This window comes from Bacillus sp. Root131 (assembly GCF_001429475.1).
Taxonomy (GTDB): domain Bacteria; phylum Bacillota; class Bacilli; order Bacillales; family Bacillaceae_G; genus Bacillus_A; species Bacillus_A thuringiensis_S.
The window spans coordinates 314,833-334,083 of sequence record NZ_LMJQ01000012.1; the positions used below are offsets into that span (position 1 = coordinate 314,833).

Sequence of the window (19,251 nt, forward strand, 5' to 3'; positions counted from 1 at the left end):
TCCCTTTATGGATGAAAGGTTTTTTTGTATTTAAATATATCAGCAAAGGAGAATTTCACTATGGAAAACACATTAGTAAAAAGTCTGTATAGAGATACAGAAAAGTATGCAGGTCAAACAGTACAAGTATCAGGGTGGATTCGTAATTTACGTGATTCAAAAGCATTTGGTTTCATCGAATTAAACGACGGTAGCTTTTTCAAAAGCGTTCAAATCGTTTTCGATACAGAATTAGAGAACTTTAAAGAAATTGCAAAGCTTCCACTTAGCTCTTCAGTGAAAGTAGAAGGTAAAGTAATTGCAACGCCTGGAGCGAAGCAACCATTTGAAATTAAAGCAGAAAAAATTGATATCGAGGGCTTATCAGATTCTGATTACCCACTTCAAAAGAAGCGTCATACGTTTGAATACTTACGTACAATCGCTCACTTACGTCCAAGAACAAATGCATTCTCTGCAACGTTCCGCGTACGTTCTATCGCAGCATTTGCGATTCACCAGTTCTTCCAAGAGCGTGGATTCGTACATGTTCACACACCAATCATCACTGGTAGTGATACAGAAGGTGCTGGCGAAATGTTCCGCGTAACAACACAAGATTTAAACAACGTACCAAAAGGTGAAGACGGACAAGTTGATGAGTCAAAAGACTTCTTCGGTAAAGAAACAAACTTAACAGTAAGTGGACAGCTGAACGCTGAAGCGTATGCATTAGCATTCCGTGATGTATATACATTCGGACCTACATTCCGTGCAGAAAACTCAAACACAACTCGCCACGCTGCTGAGTTCTGGATGGTTGAGCCTGAGATTGCATTCGCTGAGTTAGGCGATGTAATGGATCTTACAGAAGATATGCTGAAATATGCAATGAAATATGTATTAGAGCATGCACCAGAAGAAATGGACTTCTTCAACAGCTTCGTTGATAAAACAGTTCTAGAGCGTATGAACAACGTGATTAACTCTGACTTCGGTCGCATCACATATACAGAAGCAATTAAAGTACTTCAAGAATCAGGTGCTGACTTCAAGTACCCAGTAGAATGGGGTATTGACTTACAAACAGAGCATGAAAGATACTTATCAGAAGAAATCTTCAAACGCCCTGTATTCGTAACTGACTACCCGAAAGACATTAAAGCGTTCTACATGCGTATGAATGAAGATGGAAAAACAGTAGCTGCTACTGACCTTCTAGTTCCTGGCATCGGCGAATTAATCGGCGGAAGTCAACGTGAAGAAAGAATGGACGTTTTAGTAGACAGAATTAAAGAATTAGGTATGAACGAAGAGGACTACTGGTGGTACTTAGAACTTAGAAAATACGGCGGTACAAAACACGCTGGATTCGGTCTAGGTTTCGAGCGCTTCCTAATGTACATCACTGGTATGGCTAACATCCGTGACGTAATTCCATTCCCAAGAACTCCAGGTTCTTCTGAGTTCTAAAATATGAAAAAAGCGAGAGGATTTCCTCTCGCTTTTTTGTTTGCATAGTTTATGACCCCGTAGCAAAAAGTAACGCGAAGGGGTGAGTATAAAATGAGTAAAAAAGTGAAAAAAGATCATTCAAGATCGAGCCTAGGTTCTCCGGAAGTAGAAGGACAAGGAACGACGACACATGAAACAGGTTCTCATAAGGTATCTTCATCTAATAAGAAGCAGAAACAAAGCTAACATAAAAAAGGAGAGTCTTAGGGGCTCTCCTTTTTATGTATTACATCTTGTTATCGTTAATCTCTTTTGTAATTTGATCTATGTCTTTGTCTAATCGATCTAAATAGAAAAACCATAGTAAACTCATGAACACGTGATAGATGGCCATAACGCTAAGGCTATCAGATATGTTTTCGAATGTGGATTTAGTAGTGAAGAAAGTGCCCCAAACAGTAGAAATAATGAAGTAAGAAAGTGGACCTACGAGATGTACGAAAACATATAATAACTTTTTCACTTTTACAGCGTTTATATAAATTCCCTCCTTTAAATTATTGAATGCAGGCTTTTCACTTAGTATCTGAATGTTTTCTCTAATTTTGAACTGTCTTTCGTGTGGATCGCCTAGTAAAATATTTAGAATCATTTGTAGAAGTAGAAATGGGAACCCTCTCTTATGTTGGGATAATCTGTATATAATAATTGTAACAAAGATGTAAGGATAGTAGTAGGTGAAACAAAAAACAGGAGTTTGTAGGCTCCTGTTTTTGTCGATACTATTTTAATAAGCGAAACGCCTTCTCCGTATTAGCGAAATGCAGTTTCACAAACTCGGGTAATCGTTCTTTACCAAGCTTTTGAATTAATTTAGCTGCAGCAATATCAACTTGTTTACCAGCACCTTTTGGAAGTGGCATACCAGCTTTTTTGCTTAGTTCGTCAAACTGTTTTACGAATGAGTAGCGAGCTAAAATAGAAGCAGCGGCTACTGCTAAATGGACGCTTTCACCTTTCGTCGCGAAATAAACATTTTCACGCTGTACCTGTTTTTGTTTTGTTAAATATTTATAGTATGTATCAGGTTGTGTGAATTGATCAATTAAGACGCCTTCAGGTTTTGTAGGTGCCATTTTACCTAATAAGTTTGTAATAGCTTTATTATGTAGCAAGGCTTTTAGCTTACCTTGGTTGTTTCCTTTATCAAATAGCTCGTTATATTTTTCATTATGAAGGACAAGAGAGCTGTAAGGAACAACATGTAGAAGTTGTTTCGCAATGGCAGTAATTTGATCGTCATTTAAGCTTTTAGAGTCTTTTACACCAAGTTCTTTTAGTAGTGGAATTTGCTTTGCATCTACATATACAGCAACGACTGTCATCGGTCCAAAGAAATCTCCCGTACCAACTTCATCAGACCCTACAATAGACATTGTACTGATGGAAGAAGGCGGTGCATAACGATGTGAATCGACAGTTTTTTTTACAGCTGTTTTGGGTGTTTGAGAGACAGTTTGCCAACGAGAAGCTTCTGCTTCAGCGCGGCCTCCTTGGAACATTACTTTTCCAGATTTATACGCTGTAATCGTGCAAGATGGTACCTTTGCCATGAAGATCCCGCCTTGCGGAGTTTTCGGGCTAAGCGAATGTTTATATTGTTGTTTCATGTCTTCAATTACTGTAGAATTTGTTTGAATTACGATAGAATTTGACATAATGGTCGCCCCTTTTTTTATATTGTTATTTTTATCATATCGGATTGTTCTTTCTGTTTCCATATTATGAAGGTTCATGGTATGATAAACTTTAGGATTCTGTACGTGATTGGAGGCCGGTGAGTTGTCACAACAAAAGGGAAAGAAAAGTCGAATTAATGTAGAAATCTATGGTCAACAATATTCAGTTGTTGGCGATGAAAGTACAAGTCATATCCGCATGGTAGCAGCGATTGTGGATGATAAAATGCGCGAACTCAATGCCAAGAATCCTTCGCTTGACACGAGTAGACTAGCGGTATTGACGGCGGTAAACGTCATACACGATTACATAAAATTAAAAGAAGAACATGAGAAATTGAAAGAAAGTATGACAAAAAAAGGAATGGAATAACATGATTGATATTATTATCATTTTACTGCTTGTTATGGGATTTTTCCTCGGCTTACGCAGAGGGTTTATTCTGCAACTTGTAAAGTTAACAAGCTTTATTATCGCATACCTTGTTGCATACTGGTACTGTAAAGATTTAGCGCCAGCACTTGCGAAATTTATTCCGTATCCATTTGATAAAAACGTATCTGTTCCAGAATGGATTGATGCAAATAATATTGAGACAGTATTTTATCAAGCGCTTGCGTTTATCATATTGTTTATTATCACTAAAATTGCACTTTCATTACTTGGTAATTTGTTAAATATGTTTGCAGAAATACCGGTTTTAAAGCAAGTAAATGCGTTTGCGGGGGCAATCCTCGGATTTTTAGAAGTATATATTATTTTGTTTGTCTTAATTATCATTGGAAACATACTTCCGATTGAACAAGTACAAACACCATTACAAAAATCATCAATTAGCAAAATAATTGTAGACGATACACCGATTCTATCTGAAAAGGTGAAGGAACTATGGCAGACAGGTAGCAGAGTATAACTTCTCTTTTTTCGGAAAGAGAAGTTTTTTTCTATGAAAGAAAGGCGGGGCAATGATGAAAGTAAATAAAAAACAAGTTATCAAATTATTAGAGACAATCGGGCTTTTTATGGAACTAAAGGGTGCGAATCCATTTAAAATATCTGCATTTCGTAAAGCGGCAGCAGCATTAGAAAGTGACGATCGTAGTCTTTCTGAAATTGAAGATTTCACAAAGATTCCAGGCATCGGAAAAGGAACAGCAGCCGTTATTCAAGAATATATAGAATCGGGAACATCTGAAGTATTACAAGAACTTGAGAAAGAAGTACCAAGTAGCTTATTGCCGTTATTAAAACTACCAGGTCTTGGTGGTAAGAAGGTAGCTAAGTTATATAAAGAACTTGGTGTTGTTGATATGGAATCGCTAAAAGCTGTTTGTGAGGAAAATAAAGTACAGGCTTTAGCAGGTTTCGGTAAGAAGACAGAAGAGAAAATATTAGAAGCAATCGATCAAGTAGGCTCTCGTCCAGAGCGTTTACCAATTGCGATGGTATTGCCTATTGCCGGGGAAATAGAGGAGAAATTGTCGAATATTGCTGAAGTAATTCGTTTCTCTCGCGCTGGTAGCTTACGCCGCGCGAGAGAAACAGTGAAAGATTTAGATTTTATCATTGCAACGACAGAACCAGCAGCGGTACGTGAGCATTTACTACAATTCGATAATATGATTGAAGTAATCGCAAGTGGAGATACAAAAGTTTCTGTCCGTCTTCAATATGAATATGATATTTCAATTGATTTTCGTTTAGTAAAACCAGAAGAGTTTATTACAACTCTTCACCATTTCACAGGATCAAAAGACCATAACGTAAAAATGCGTCAAATCGCAAAAGATAAAGGCGAGAAAATTAGTGAGTACGGTGTAGAAAACTTGGAAACAGGTGAAGTGAAAACATTTGAGAATGAAGAAGACTTCTTCGCTCATTTCGGTCTGCCATTTATTCCGCCAGAAGTGCGTGAAGATGGAAAAGAAATTGAATTAATTAAAGAGTATCCGAACTTAATTCAGTTTTCCGATATACAAGGTGATTTACATATGCATACAACTTGGAGTGACGGTGCTTTTTCTATTGAAGAAATGGTACAAGCGTGCCGTGCTCGTGGATATAAGTTTATGGCGATTACTGATCACTCGCAATATTTGAAAGTAGCGAATGGTTTAACGAAAGAGCGTCTTCGTGAGCAAGCGAAAGAAATTGAACGTATGAATGAAAAGTATCCAGACATTACAATTTTACGCGGAATTGAAATGGACATTTTACCAGATGCCTCGCTTGATTTTGATGATGAAGTATTAGAAGAATTAGACTATGTCATTGGAGCGATCCACTCTAGCTTCTCACAAGACCGTGAAACGATTATGAAACGTCTGCGTACTGCACTTGAGAATAAACATGTCACAATGATTGCTCATCCGACAGGACGTCTTCTCGGGCGCCGTGAGGGTTATGATGTAGATACAGATTTATTAATTGAACTCGCAAAAGAGACAAATACAGTTTTAGAATTAAATGCGAATCCGAACCGTCTAGATTTAAGCGCGAAATTATTAAAACAAGCACAAGATGCTGGTGTAAAAGTAGCGATTAATACGGATGCTCATACACTTGAAATGTTAGAAGATATGGAAACAGGTGTAGCTGCAGCACGTAAAGGTTGGATTCAAAAAGATAACGTGATTAACACGTGGGATATTGAACGTTTATTAGACTATATTAAACGTAATAAGTAACACAAGGGGGACCTGCAACATGTTAGAAAGAACGTTGCGTGTATTAGAATACAATAAAGTAAAAGAACAATTACTTGAACATACAGCCTCTTCACTTGGCCGTGATAAAGTGAAGCATTTAGTGCCGAGCACTGATTTTGAAGAAATTGTAGAAATGCAAGATACAACGGATGAAGCAGCGAAAGTCATTCGTTTAAAAGGTAGTGCACCATTAGGTGGCATTACGGATATTCGTTCAAATGTGAAGCGTGCAAAGATTGGAAGCATGTTAAGCCCGAATGAACTACTTGATATTGCGAATACGATGTATGGTAGTCGCAATATGAAACGTTTCATTGAAGATATGGTTGATAATGGTGTCGAGCTTCCGATTTTAGAAACTCATGTCGCTCAAATTGTATCTTTATATGATTTAGAAAAGAAAATTACAAATTGCATCGGTGATGGCGGTGAAGTAGTCGATAGCGCGAGTGATAAACTGCGTGGTATTCGTACTCAAATTCGTACTGCGGAAAGTCGTATTCGTGAAAAGTTAGAAAATATGACGCGTTCTTCAAACGCGCAAAAGATGCTGTCTGACTCGATTGTAACGATTCGTAACGAACGTTACGTAATCCCAGTAAAACAAGAATACCGCGGCGTATATGGTGGTATTGTTCACGATCAATCTGCTTCTGGACAAACGTTATTTATTGAACCGCAAGTCATTGTAGAATTAAATAATGCACTACAAGAAGCACGAGTGAAAGAAAAACAAGAAATTGAACGTATATTATTAATGTTAACAGAAGAAGTGGCAGTAGAAGCCGATATCGTTTTATCAAACGTAGAAGTAGTTGCAAATCTTGATTTCATCTTTGCGAAAGCTTTTTATGCGAAGCGAATTAAAGCAACGAAACCAATCGTAAATAACGAGCGTTATATGGATTTAAGACAAGCTCGTCATCCGCTAATCGATCCAGAAATTATTGTGCCAAATAACATTATGCTAGGTAAAGATTTCACGACAATTGTTATTACAGGACCGAATACAGGTGGTAAAACAGTTACGCTGAAAACAGTTGGTATTTGTGTATTAATGGCGCAATCTGGTCTTCACATTCCAGTAATGGATGAGTCAGAGATTTGTGTATTTAAAAACATCTTTGCTGATATTGGTGATGAGCAGTCGATTGAACAAAGCTTAAGTACGTTCTCCTCACATATGGTGAACATTGTAGATATTTTAGAAAAAGCTGATTTTGAAAGCTTAGTTTTATTTGATGAATTAGGTGCTGGAACAGACCCGCAAGAAGGTGCTGCACTAGCAATTTCGATTTTAGATGAAGTATGTAACCGCGGTGCTCGTGTTGTTGCTACGACGCATTACCCAGAATTAAAAGCATACGGATACAACCGTGAGCAAGTTATTAATGCGAGTGTTGAGTTTGATGTAAATACATTAAGTCCAACTTATAAATTATTAATCGGTGTACCAGGTCGCAGTAACGCCTTTGAAATTTCAAAGCGCCTTGGATTATCTGATCGCGTTATTGATCAAGCACGTAACCACATTAGTACAGATACAAATAAAATTGAAAATATGATTGCGAAGTTAGAAGAAAGCCAGAAGAACGCAGAGCGTGACTGGAACGAAGCAGAGGCACTGCGCAAACAATCTGAGAAACTTCATCGTGAGTTGCAACGTCAAATTATTGAGTTTAACGATGAGCGTGATGAAAAATTATTAAAAGCGCAAAAAGAAGGGGAAGAAAAAGTCGAAGCTGCGAAGAAAGAAGCAGAAGGTATTATTCAAGAACTTCGTCAATTGCGTAAAGCACAGCTTGTAAATGTGAAAGATCATGAGCTTATTGAAGCGAAGAGCCGTCTAGAAGGCACAGCGCCAGAGCTTGTGAAGAAACAAAAAGTAAACGTAAAAAACACTGCGCCGAAACAACAGTTACGGGCAGGTGATGAAGTAAAAGTATTAACGTTCGGTCAAAAGGGTCAATTACTTGAAAAAGTAAGTGATACAGAGTGGAGCGTACAAATCGGTATTCTGAAGATGAAAGTAAAAGAATCTAACATGGAATACATTAACACACCGAAGCAAACAGAGAAAAAAGCAGTCGCAAGTGTGAAGGGTAGAGATTACCACGTTTCATTGGAACTTGATCTTCGCGGTGAACGTTATGAAGATGCAATGATGCGCGTTGAAAAATATTTAGACGATGCCCAGCTTGCAAGTTATCCTCGTGTATCAATCATTCACGGTAAAGGAACAGGAGCGCTTCGCCAAGGTGTACAAGATTACTTGAAGAAGCACCGCGGCGTGAAGAATTACCGTTACGGTGACATGGGCGAGGGAGGCCTAGGCGTAACAGTTGTCGAATTAAAATAGCAAACAACGAAACAAAGGGGAAACCATTATATGTTTATGGACAAACTTGCAAAAGTATTGTTAGCTTGTTGTGGAATATTTTTGGTGATTGGGGTTATTTATTTAGTTGTTTTTGCGAATTGAAAAAGCGTCAATCGTGGCATAATGATATTGCCATAGATTGACGCTTTTAATATATGTGAAAAGGAATAAAACATGAAAATCAACCAATACATAAGCGAAGCAAAATCCTGCTCAAGACGTGAAACAGATCGCCTCATTAAAGCTGGACGCGTGGCTATTAACGGCGAAATATGTACGCACGGTGCACTCGTGAGCGATGGTGATGTAGTAACGATTGATGGGCAGGTTATTGCAAAAGAAGAGAAAGAGAAGGTGTATATAGCCTTTCATAAGCCGGTCGGAATTACTTGTACAGCAGCCGATCATATTGAAGATAATATTATTGATTATATCCATTATCCAGAGCGAATCTTTCCAGTTGGGCGATTAGATAAAGCATCAGAAGGACTTATCTTATTAACGAATGACGGTACGATTGCGAATCAAATTTTACATGGTGATCATGAGCACGAGAAAGAATATGTTGTCACAGTCGATAAACCTTTTACGGACTGGTTTATTAATGAGATGTCCAGCGGTGTAAAGATTAAAGATGGTATGACGAAGCCGTGTAAAGTGACGAGAGTCGATCAATCAACATTTCGTATCATTTTAACGCAAGGGATGAACAGGCAAATTCGTAGAATGAGCCGTGCTTTCGGGTTTACTGTAATAAAGCTAAAGCGAGTACGCATTATGAATATAGAGCTAAATGAGCTTGAAGTAGGAAAGTGGAGGAGCGTTACATCGGAGGAATTAGACATTCTAATAGATCAGTTATAGGGAGGAAAAGTTTTCTCCCAATATTTTTTTGTCAGAAAAAATAAAACTATTGATTTTTTAAAAAATAGCCCATATAATAAAAAACAACAAGTTTCGACAAGATATTTTATAAAAGTAATGATGAGGACATGAGTTGTATTTTACGATTCTCAGAGAGGGGAGCCTTAGGCTGTGAGCTTCCTAATACGAAAAGACAAGCTTACCACCTCTAAACTTCAAGAGTGAACTGCATGCATGATGCATTGTAATTCTTGGCGGATAAAACCGTTATCAATTTACACGAGCTATAAAATGAGCTTATTTCGTTATAAATTCATTTTATTAGAATAAGGGTGGAACCACGATTTCAACACTCGTCCCTTTGTTAGGGACGGGTGTTTTTTGCGTTCTTTTACGGGGAAGTGTGCTTGAAAGAGGATATGTGACGGATTCTTTTTCAGAATATTTTGTCAATTAATTATTTTAGGGGGTTAGTAGAAATGAAATCATCTTTAAAGTTTTCAGAGATGTTTGCAATAAGTTTAATGTTATTTGCACTGTTTTTTGGTGCAGGTAATATGATTTTTCCACCAGCGTTAGGGCAAGGTGCTGGAACGGACGTATGGATCGCGCTGTTTGGTTTTATTGTAACAGGCGTTGGACTACCTTTATTAGGCGTAATTGTTATAGCTTTAAAGGGAGATATTAATGAGCTAGCAGGACGTGTACATCCTATATTCGCACTTGTTTTTATCACTGCCATTTATTTATGTTTAGGTGTATTCGTAAGTGTGCCGCGTACAGGAACAGTAGCTTATGAGATGAGTGTTGCACCGTTTTTACCAAGTGAGATAGCAGGTCAGTCATATCCACTTGTTATCTTTACACTTATTTTCTTTGCAGTAACTTTCTATTTAGCTTTAAATCCTTCGAAATTAGTGGGGCGTATTGGTAAAGTGCTAACTCCAATATTATTAGCTGTTATTGCAATTATCGTAGGTAAAGCACTTATTACACCAATTGGAGAATTTGGTGCACCGACAGAAGTGTATAGTGCTCCCCTCTTCAAAGGATTTATTGATGGATATTTAACTTTAGATGGACTTGCAGCACTTGTATTCGGAAATGTTGTAATTCATGCGTTAAAAGAAAAAGGCATTACAAATAAAAATAGTATTGCAAAAGTAACAATCTTTGCAGGATTTATTGCAGCGCTTGGTCTACTACTTGTGTATTTAGCGCTTGCTTATCTTGGAGCTTCTAGTGTGTCACTTGGAATGGGCGCAAACGGAGGAATTATTTTAACAAATGTGGTGAATCATTTATTTGGCAGTTACGGAACTTTATTACTAGGGATCGCAATTACAGCAGCATGTTTAACAACTTCTGTAGGTATTGTTGCAGCTTGTGGTGATTACTTCTCTTCCTTATTACCAAAGCTTTCTTATCAAAAAGTCGTTTTCATTTTCTGTGTATTAGCATTTATGGTAGCAAATCTTGGGTTAACTCAGTTAAATGCATTAGCATTACCAATCTTAATCGCTATCTATCCAATTGGAATCGTACTTATCGTATTATCACTTGTTGAAAACTACGTTCGTCTTCCATTAGCGATGTATGTGGGGGGGATTGTAGGAGCATTTGCAATCAGTTTCTTTGATGGATTACACAATGCAAACCTTCAAATTGCAGCGCTAGCACCTATTTTAGATAAGATTCCATTATATAGTGTAGGAATTGGTTGGTTAGTTCCAGGCATAATCGGTATAGGATTTGGTTATATAGTTTCTAAGTTTCAAAAGCAGGAAATTGCTGTAGAAAAATAGAGAAAAGAGGCTTTCTATAATAGAAAGTCTCTTTTTTTGTAGAAAAAGCCATATATAGAGAAATTCAGATATTAAAAATTTTATACGTAATATAGTTGACAAAAAATTTATGAGTAGGCTAAGATTGACTTAGTTGTGGAAATATTGAAAGGGAAGTGAGGGATAAGGGGTTTCTATAACTATAGTGTTGTTATGGGAAGAGGTGAAAGAAGAGGCGAAGAGATAGTTTATTTTTTTGATTTATATTGAGAATGATAATCAATAAAAAAGTTTTATAATTTTTTCTCAGTTTCTATGCCTTTGTATAAGGAATAGGGTGAGATATTATTTTTAATATTCAATGAGAATGATAATCAATAATACTTATGTTACATAAAAGAATGCTAATTAAATAATAGGTAAAAGAGATTATTTTCTTCTTGTAAATTGAGAATAATTATCATTTTCAAAAAAGTGAAATGAAAGATAACCAAGGAGGAAACAAGAAAAATGAAAAAGGTTTCTGTATTACCCGCTTTTATTATAACGTTCGTATGTATGCTAGCTTTTCTTGTAATGCCATACGGAAATGCTTCAGCAAAACTAGCTGATGGTACTTACGATATTAATTACGTAATTCAAAAAGCGGAAAATGATTCAGCTTCAATGGCAAATGACTATTTTGAAAAGCCAGCAAAATTAGTAGTGAAAAACGGTGAGATGAGAGTACAAGTTCCGATGAATCATAGTGCTTGGATTACAGAATTTAAAGCACCAGAGAACGGGGATTTTGTTGATGCGAAAGTTGTTAGTAAAGATGAATCGGCAGATAAAAGAACAGTAGAGTTTAAAGTAGATGATTTATCCAAACCGGCAGCTGTAAAAATTCATGTTGTTGTACCAAATGCAAACTATGACCACCACTACACAATTCGTTTTGCTTTTGATGCAAATGTAAAAGCTGTAGGTGGCGATAACGGCGTAGCTGCTACTACAAAAAATAATGATCAAGCGAAAACAGATACACAAGTAAAAGAAGAGAAAACAAAAGTAGAGAGTAAGGAAACAGCTAAAGAAGTGAACAAAGAAACAAAAAATGAAAATGGAAAAGCTGAAAAAACAGATAATCCAAAAACAGGCGATGAAGCACGTATTGGATTGTTTGCAGCGTTAATTCTTATTTCAGGTGCTTTCTTAATTCGTAAAGTGAAGTTGAGTAAATAAATCTTTTGAAGGGTGATGAATATATGTTTAAACAATTTAAAATGATTATTGCCGTATTTGGTGTTTTATTTACGTTTATCGCAACACTAGGTTTACAAGATGCAAAGGCTGCTACAAAACTAGCTGATGGAAAATATAATATTGCTTTTACTGTATGGAAAGGCGATAAAGATGAATCGTCTAGAATGAATAGTTATTTTGAAAGCCCAGCAACATTAACAGTTAAAAATGGAAAACAATATGTTTCATTTAAAGTGAAAGATAGTGCTTCTATTAAAAGTTTCCAAGTAGAAAAAGATGGTCAATTTGTAGAAACAACCGTGTTAAGTGAAAACAAAAAAGATAATACTAGAGTTGTAGAATTTGAAGTTGCTGACTTGTCAAAAAAACTAAATGGCAAAGTGAAAATTAATATTCCAATTATTAATTATAATGCTTCGTATGATATTCGCTTTGTATTTGATGGGAATAGTATTAAATAATTTTCAAAAGGGAGAGTCGTTCCATTGAACAGGTATACAAAAATTATTGTTGCTATGTTTTTAATAATATTTACATTCGTATCAACATTACAACCACTTGCAGTTCAAGCAGCTACCAAGTTGGCTGACGGTGAATATTCAATTAGCTTCAAAGTTTTAAAAGATACATCAGATGAAGAATCAATGATGAATCAATATTCAGTAAGCCCGGGAACTTTAAAAGTGAAGGATGGGAAAAAGAAAGTATCCTTTACATTAACAAATAGTTCATGGATTACGAAGTTTGAAACAGAAAAAGCAGGTAAGCTAGTTGCGACAAATGCAATTAGTGAAGATAAAGAAAAAGATACAAGAGTAGTAGAATTTGATGTAGAAGATGTAGAGAAGGTATTAAATGCAAAAGTAAAAGTAGATATTGATTTTTTAAATTATCATCATGAGTACGACGTTCGTATTGCATTTGATCAAAATAGCATTACACCAATTCATGTAGAAAAACCAAATGAAAAAGAGGACCCAGCTAATAAGCCAGATCCAAATGAAACTACCGATCCAGGTCAGAAGCCCGACCAAAAGCCTGACCCAGATCAACAACCAAATTCTAACACAATTACAGATGGTGCGTACAGCATTCCATTTAAAGTATTAAAAGATCAAACAGATGAAGAATCTAAGATGAATACTTACATGGTAAATCCAGGAGTATTAAAAGTAGAAAACGGTAAGAAAAAAGCAATTGTAACACTAAAAAGTAGCTCATTAATTAAAAATTTCCAAACGGAAAAAGATGGCGCATTTGTTGATGCAAAAGTAGTGAGTGAGGATAAGGAAAAAGATACAAGAGTAGTAGAGTTTGAAGTAAACGATTTATCTAAAAAACTAAATACAAAAGTATTTATCGAAATGGCATCAAGAAATTATAAGCAAACGCATGATGTACAACTTTTATTTGAACAAGATAAACTTGAACAAATTAAAAATGAAGAGAAAAAACCAGAAGTAGAAAAACCGGAAGCAGAAAAACCAGAAGTAGAAAAACCGGAAGCAGAAAAACCAGAAGCAGAAAAACCAGAAGTAGAAAAACCGGAAGCAGAAAAACCAGAAGCAGAAAAACCAGAAGTAGAAAAACCAGAAGCAGAAAAACCGGAAGCAGAAAAACCAGATGAAAATAAAAAACCAGATGCTGAAACAATTAAAGATGGTGAATACAGCATCAATTTTAAAGCGTTAAAAGATCAAACAGACGAAATTTCAATGATGAACACATATACAAAAAGTCCAGGTGTGCTAAAAGTAAAAGATGGTAAGAAGTATGTATCATTTACGTTAACGAACAGTTCTTGGATTACAAAATTTGAATTTGAGAAAAATGGTTCGTTTGTTGATGCAAATGTAATAAGTGAAGATAAAAAAGCTGATACACGCGTAGTGGAAGTAGAAGTGCCAGATTTATCGAAAAAGTTAAATGCAAAAGTAAAAGTAGATATCGATTCAATGAATTATCACCATTTTTACGATATTCAATTTGCATTTGATAAAGGTAGCATTAAGCCGTTAGATAACCAAGGCGGAAACAACAACCAAGGTGGAAACGACAACCAAGGCGGAAATAACAACCAAGGCGGAAACAACAACCAAGGTGGAAACGACAATCAAGGCGGAAATAACAACCAAGGCGGAAACAACAACCAAGGTGGAAACGACAATCAAGGCGGAAATAACAACCAAGGTGGAAACGACAATCAAGGCGGAAATAACAACCAAGGCGGAAACAACAACCAAGGTGGAAACGACAATCAAGGCGGAAACGACAATCAAGGCGGAAATAACAACCAAGGCGGAAATAACAACCAAGGTGGAAACGACAATCAAGGTGGAAAAAATAACCAAGATAATAACACAACAATTGATCCAAAAGCTCTTAAAGATGGTGAATACAGCATTGGCTTTAAAGTGTTAAAAGATCAAACAGATGAAATCTCAATGATGAACACATACACAAAAAGCCCAGGTGTATTAAAAGTAAAAGATGGTAAGAAATACGTATCGTTTACATTAACAAATAGTACATGGATTACGAAATTTGAATTTGAGAAGAATGGTTCTTTCGTTAATGCAAAAGTGTTAAGTGAAAATAAAGAACAAAATACAAGAGTAGTAGAAGTAGAAGTAGAAGTAAACGATTTGTCTAAAAAATTAAATGCAAAAGTAAAAGTAGATATTGATTCAATGAATTATCACCATTTCTACGATGTTCAATTTGTATTTGATCAAGACAGTATTAAAGCTTTAGGGAACCAAGGTGGAAACGACAACCAAGGCGGAAACGACAACCAAGGTGGAAACGACAACCAAGGCGGAAACGACAACCAAGGTGGAAACGACAACCAAGGTGGAAACAACAACCAAGGTGGAAACAACAACCAAGGTGGAAATAATAACCCGAGAGTAATAGTTGATCCGAAAAATTTAGTAGATGGCCAATATGATATTACATTTAAAGTATTAAAAGATAAAACAGATGAAATTTCAAAGATGCATGACTATGTTGTAAATCCAGCGAAATTAATCGTAAAAGATGGTAAAAAATACATTGAGATGACGCTGAAAAATAGTGCGTGGATTACGAAATTCCAAACGGAAAACAAGGAACTATTCGCTGATGCGAAAGTAGTAAGCGAAGATAAAAATGCAAATACGCGAGTAGTACAGTTTGAAGTAGAAGATCTATTTGAAAAATTAAACGCAAAAGTAAAGGTAGACATCGATGAGATGAACTATCATCATTTCTACGATGTACAAATTCAATTTGATACAAATAATATCGGCGCGCTAGGAACTATTAAAGAGGAACCGAAGAATGAACCGGAAAATCCAGTGACTACACCGAAAGTAGATAATGTAAAAACAGTAGGTACTCCTGATTTTAACCGAAATGCAGATGGTCAGAAGAAAAAAGAAGATACAAAAAATGATTCAAAAAAAGAGAAAAACTCAAAAACTGCAGATACAGCACAACTTGGTTTATATATGGTGTTACTGCTAGGTTCACTTGCTTTACTAGTTCGTAAATATAGAGCAGGTAGATTGTAATTTTTGGAGTCTTGATGCATGTTCGCGTGCATCAAGACTTGTTTCATATTGTATGGAAGGGAGTGGTGATTGAGAGTGAAGAAAATCGTAAGTGTACTAATGGCTATCATTTTGTTAATGAGTATAGCCGGGTGCTCGTCACCAAAAAAAGAAACAGCAAAGCAGGTAAAGAGTGAGAGTAAAGAGCGCGTTGTTGCAACAACAGTGGCTGTTACTGAAATTATGGATGCGTTAGAAGTAGATTTAGTCGGTGTTCCAACAAGTTCTAAAACTTTACCGAAGCGATATAAAGGTTTACCTGAAGTTGGGAATCCAATGAGTCCAGATATGGAAAAGGTAAAGTCATTAAAGCCTTCAGAAGTGTTATCTGTGACAACACTTGAATACGAATTAAAGCCAGTTTTTGATGGTGTGGGTATGAAAGCAAACTTTTTAGATTTAACGAGTTTAAAAAATATGCAAAGTTCTATTAGCGATTTAGGTAAGAAATATGGACGTGAAAAACAGGCTGAAGCAGTAGTAACTAAGTTAGATAAAAAGGTTGCTAGCATTCAAAAGGAAGTAAAAGGAAAGAAAGAACCGACAGTGCTTATTTTATTAGGTGTGCCGGGAAGTTATTTAGTAGCAACAGAGCATTCTTATATTGGAGATTTAGTAAAACAATTAGGTGGTAAAAATATTGTGCAAGGTGAACAAGTAGAATATTTAGCTTCTAATACAGAGTATTTAAAGAAAGCTGATCCAGATATTATTTTACGAGCAGCTCATGGTATGCCTGATGAGGTTGTAAAAATGTTTGATAAAGAATTTAAAACAAATGATATTTGGAAACACTTTGCTGCGGTTAAAAATAACCGTGTTTATGATTTAGAAGAGCGTTTATTTGGAACGACAGGCAATTTAGCAGCAATTGAAGCTTTAGATGAATTGAAAAAAATGATGTATCCGTGATGCATTTTAATATAAAGGAAGAGTAGAATGAATAAAAAAACTTGGAGTTTCCTCATTGTTACTGCATTGCTCATTGTTATGACATCATTGTCAGCGATGAAAGGGAGTTTAGAAGTAGGTATTGTTGAACTTGTACAAGGGATATTTATAGGTGGAAATGAAGATGTTGAAGTCATTAAAGATTTACGTTTCCCTCGTATTATTATTGCGCTGTTCACTGGAGCGGCTCTTGCTGTTTCAGGGGTGCTTTTTCAAGCTGTTATGAAGAATCCACTCGCTGATGCTGGGGTAATCGGTATATCTTCAGGAGCAAGTTTTATGACACTCGTTATTATTACTTTGTTCCCGCAATTCTTTTTCTGGACCCCCGTATTCGCCTTTTTAGGTGGTGCGCTTGCGTGTTATCTCGTTTATTCGTTTTCATGGAAGTCAGGGTTAAGCCCACTTCGCATTATTTTAATTGGTATTGCCATTAATGCGATGTTTACTGGATTAAATGAATCATTCGTTACGATTTGTGGGTATTTTATTAAAAGTATTAAGCAAACGACGACTTCTAACATAACAATGAAGACGTGGGGCGATGTAGAAATAATGGTGACTTATGGAACGATTGGTCTTATTCTTGCTCTGTTCGTAGGAGCTTGGTGTAACTTATTATCGCTACAAGATAAGACTGCGAAAAACTTAGGCTTGCACGTGACGAGAGTTCGTCTTATTATTTCTGCCATTGCAGTACTCTTAGCGGCAGTATCAACAGCGATTGCAGGTGTTATTGTTTTTGTAGGATTGCTAGTTCCGCATATTTCAAGACAATTGGTCGGTTCAGACCATAAAGTATTAATTCCATTTTCTGCTCTTGCAGGGGCGTTATTAATTTTGACGGCGGATACGATTGGAAGGTTAATTGTGCCACCTAATGAAATTCCAGCAGCAACAATTATGGCGGTTATTGGTGGTCCATTCTTAATATTCTTGCTTAGAAAGAGTGATAAAGTTCATGGAAATTAAAAATGTAACCTTTTCATATGATAACGTAACAAATCGTTTAAAGTCTGTTAGTAGTGAAATAGAAATTGGGAAAATTACAACAATCATTGGCCCGAATGGATGCGGGAAATCAACATTACTTAGTGTCATGTCTAGAAATCACGTTCCTAGCAGTGGAGAAGTAATACTTGATGGGAAAGCGATTAGTGAATATAAACCGAAAGAGTTTGCTAGAAAGCTAGCAGTTGTCCACCAACAAAATGAGGCTCCAGCAGATATTACAGTGGAAAAGCTAATAAGCTTTGGGCGTATGCCATATAAAAATATTTTCTCTCCGCAAACAGATGAAGATAGAGAAGCGATAGAGCGTGCACTAGTATGTACGAATTTACAAAGTAAGCGTGATAAGCCAATCTATGCTTTATCCGGTGGAGAGAGGCAGCGAGTTTGGATCGCAATGACATTAGCTCAAAATACACCAATGCTTTTCTTAGATGAACCGACAACCTATTTAGATATTTACTATCAGCTAGAAATATTAGAATTAGTGAAAGAGTTAAATGAAGTGTATGGATTAACGATTGTAATGGTATTACATGATATTAATCAAGCCATTCGTTATAGCGACCATATTATCGTTATGAAAGATGGAGAGATCATTACGAAAGGTAATCCTAATGATGTAATAACAGAAGAGATGGTTAAAGCAATATATGGTGTAGATGTCATTGTAAAACAGGATGAAGATACTGGATTGTATATGGTACCTATGGGAATCTAAAGGCTGAGTATAATCCGTTTTGAGGTGATAATTTGAATAGCAAGAACGGACGGAAAAAGAATTCTTTTTTTCAACGCATACTTACAATTGCGTTTTTAGGAATCTTTTTCTATTCAATGTATGAGTTGGGTGGGATTTTCATGGATTATTATGAAAATCGTAAAGTAATGGCTGAGGCACAACATATTTATAAAAGAAGTCCAATGGAAGAAAAATCGGAAGACGGAGAGGTACGTAAACAGTTTCAGGATCTCCAGAAAATTAATCCAGAGATAGTCGGATGGATTACGATGGATGATACACAAATTAATTATCCAATCGTTCAAGCAAAAGATAATGATTACTATTTATTTCGTAATTATAAAGGTGAAGATATGAGAGCGGGAAGCATTTTTATGGACCATCGTAATGATGTGAAATCTCAAAATCGAAATACGATTTTATATGGCCATCGTATGAAAGACGGTTCTATGTTTGGTAGTTTAAAAAAAATGTTGGATGAAGACTTTTTCATGTCCCATCGTAAATTATATTACGATACATTATTTGAAGGATACGACGTTGAAGTTTTTTCAGTATATACGACAACAACGGACTTTTATTACATTGAAACGGATTTTGAAAATGATGCAGTATATACATCGTTCTTAAAGGAAGTTCAAGAAAAATCACTGTACAAAACGGATACGGAATTGACGGCTAATGATGAAATCGTAACACTTTCTACTTGTGACTATGCGCTTGATCCAGAGGCTGGAAGGCTAGTTATACACGCAAAGTTAGTAAAAAGAAATTAAAGAAAAAAGTATAGAATATGAGA

General features: G+C 36.1%; 17 protein-coding genes and 2 other annotated features (1 of these 19 only partly in view). Of the genes, 15 read left to right on the plus strand and 2 right to left on the minus strand.

Going from position 1 to position 19,251, the window contains the following annotated elements:
* Positions 1–8 (plus strand) — a binding site (T-box leader) (it extends 244 nt beyond the left edge of the window).
* Between the two features lie 52 nt (positions 9–60).
* Both asnS and ASE54_RS35095 read left to right on the plus strand, forming a co-directional pair.
* Positions 61–1,452, plus strand: a complete 1,392-nt coding sequence (gene asnS, locus ASE54_RS22520; RefSeq protein WP_000432189.1) for an asparagine--tRNA ligase — start codon at positions 61–63, stop codon at positions 1,450–1,452.
* A 93-nt stretch (positions 1,453–1,545) separates the two neighbouring features.
* Complete coding sequence (locus ASE54_RS35095) at positions 1,546–1,680, plus strand: YuzL family protein (RefSeq protein WP_000039593.1); 135 nt, start codon at positions 1,546–1,548, stop codon at positions 1,678–1,680.
* A gap of 40 nt (positions 1,681–1,720) precedes the next feature.
* Here ASE54_RS35095 and ASE54_RS22525 read toward each other — a convergent pair whose 3' ends face one another.
* Entirely contained in the window at positions 1,721–1,972 is a 252-nt protein-coding gene (locus tag ASE54_RS22525; protein WP_033668924.1) for a hypothetical protein, read from the minus strand.
* A gap of 244 nt (positions 1,973–2,216) precedes the next feature.
* Positions 2,217–3,152, minus strand: a complete 936-nt coding sequence (gene rnhC / locus ASE54_RS22530; RefSeq protein ID WP_000071596.1) for a ribonuclease HIII — start codon at positions 3,150–3,152, stop codon at positions 2,217–2,219.
* 124 nt (positions 3,153–3,276) lie between these two features.
* Here rnhC and zapA point away from each other — a divergent pair, with 124 nt between their 5' ends.
* The 13 genes from zapA (at position 3,277) to srtB (ending at position 19,228) form a co-directional block, all read left to right on the plus strand.
* Complete coding sequence (zapA, locus tag ASE54_RS22535; protein WP_000082701.1) at positions 3,277–3,546, plus strand: cell division protein ZapA; 270 nt, start codon at positions 3,277–3,279, stop codon at positions 3,544–3,546.
* A 1-nt stretch (position 3,547) separates the two neighbouring features.
* Complete coding sequence (locus tag ASE54_RS22540) at positions 3,548–4,087, plus strand: CvpA family protein (RefSeq protein ID WP_000565409.1); 540 nt, start codon at positions 3,548–3,550, stop codon at positions 4,085–4,087.
* 55 nt (positions 4,088–4,142) lie between these two features.
* On the plus strand, positions 4,143–5,861 hold the full coding sequence (polX, locus tag ASE54_RS22545; RefSeq protein ID WP_000867523.1) for a DNA polymerase/3'-5' exonuclease PolX: 1,719 nt from the start codon (positions 4,143–4,145) through the stop codon (positions 5,859–5,861).
* Positions 5,862–5,880: 19 nt separating this feature from the next.
* A complete protein-coding gene (locus ASE54_RS22550) occupies positions 5,881–8,241 on the plus strand; it encodes an endonuclease MutS2 (protein ID WP_000893725.1) in 2,361 nt (786 codons plus the stop codon).
* Positions 8,242–8,436: 195 nt separating this feature from the next.
* Positions 8,437–9,126, plus strand: coding sequence for a 23S rRNA pseudouridine(2604) synthase RluF (locus ASE54_RS22555; RefSeq protein WP_000700734.1), 690 nt, complete (start codon positions 8,437–8,439; stop codon positions 9,124–9,126).
* A 108-nt stretch (positions 9,127–9,234) separates the two neighbouring features.
* Positions 9,235–9,490, plus strand: a binding site (T-box leader).
* 115 nt (positions 9,491–9,605) lie between these two features.
* Complete coding sequence (gene brnQ / locus ASE54_RS22560; protein WP_000842652.1) at positions 9,606–10,931, plus strand: branched-chain amino acid transport system II carrier protein; 1,326 nt, start codon at positions 9,606–9,608, stop codon at positions 10,929–10,931.
* A 489-nt stretch (positions 10,932–11,420) separates the two neighbouring features.
* Positions 11,421–12,134 carry a heme uptake protein IsdC gene (gene isdC / locus ASE54_RS22565; protein ID WP_000757958.1) on the plus strand — a complete coding sequence of 238 codons (714 nt, stop codon included), beginning with the start codon at positions 11,421–11,423 and terminating at the stop codon, positions 12,132–12,134.
* 23 nt (positions 12,135–12,157) lie between these two features.
* On the plus strand, positions 12,158–12,616 hold the full coding sequence (locus ASE54_RS22570; RefSeq protein WP_000476176.1) for an NEAT domain-containing protein: 459 nt from the start codon (positions 12,158–12,160) through the stop codon (positions 12,614–12,616).
* A 24-nt stretch (positions 12,617–12,640) separates the two neighbouring features.
* Positions 12,641–15,709 carry an NEAT domain-containing protein gene (locus tag ASE54_RS22575; protein WP_057273002.1) on the plus strand — a complete coding sequence of 1,023 codons (3,069 nt, stop codon included), beginning with the start codon at positions 12,641–12,643 and terminating at the stop codon, positions 15,707–15,709.
* A gap of 69 nt (positions 15,710–15,778) precedes the next feature.
* On the plus strand, positions 15,779–16,660 hold the full coding sequence (gene isdE, locus ASE54_RS22580; RefSeq protein WP_001264109.1) for a heme ABC transporter substrate-binding protein IsdE: 882 nt from the start codon (positions 15,779–15,781) through the stop codon (positions 16,658–16,660).
* Between the two features lie 27 nt (positions 16,661–16,687).
* Entirely contained in the window at positions 16,688–17,671 is a 984-nt protein-coding gene (locus ASE54_RS22585) for an iron ABC transporter permease (RefSeq protein WP_001036830.1), read from the plus strand.
* Positions 17,661–18,431 (plus strand): ABC transporter ATP-binding protein, encoded by a 771-nt coding sequence (locus ASE54_RS22590; protein WP_000403765.1) that lies wholly within the window; start codon positions 17,661–17,663, stop codon positions 18,429–18,431. Before ASE54_RS22585 ends, ASE54_RS22590 begins: the two co-directional genes overlap by 11 nt.
* A gap of 32 nt (positions 18,432–18,463) precedes the next feature.
* Positions 18,464–19,228, plus strand: a complete 765-nt coding sequence (gene srtB / locus ASE54_RS22595) for a class B sortase (RefSeq protein ID WP_002162479.1) — start codon at positions 18,464–18,466, stop codon at positions 19,226–19,228.
* Positions 19,229–19,251 lie beyond the last annotated feature (23 nt).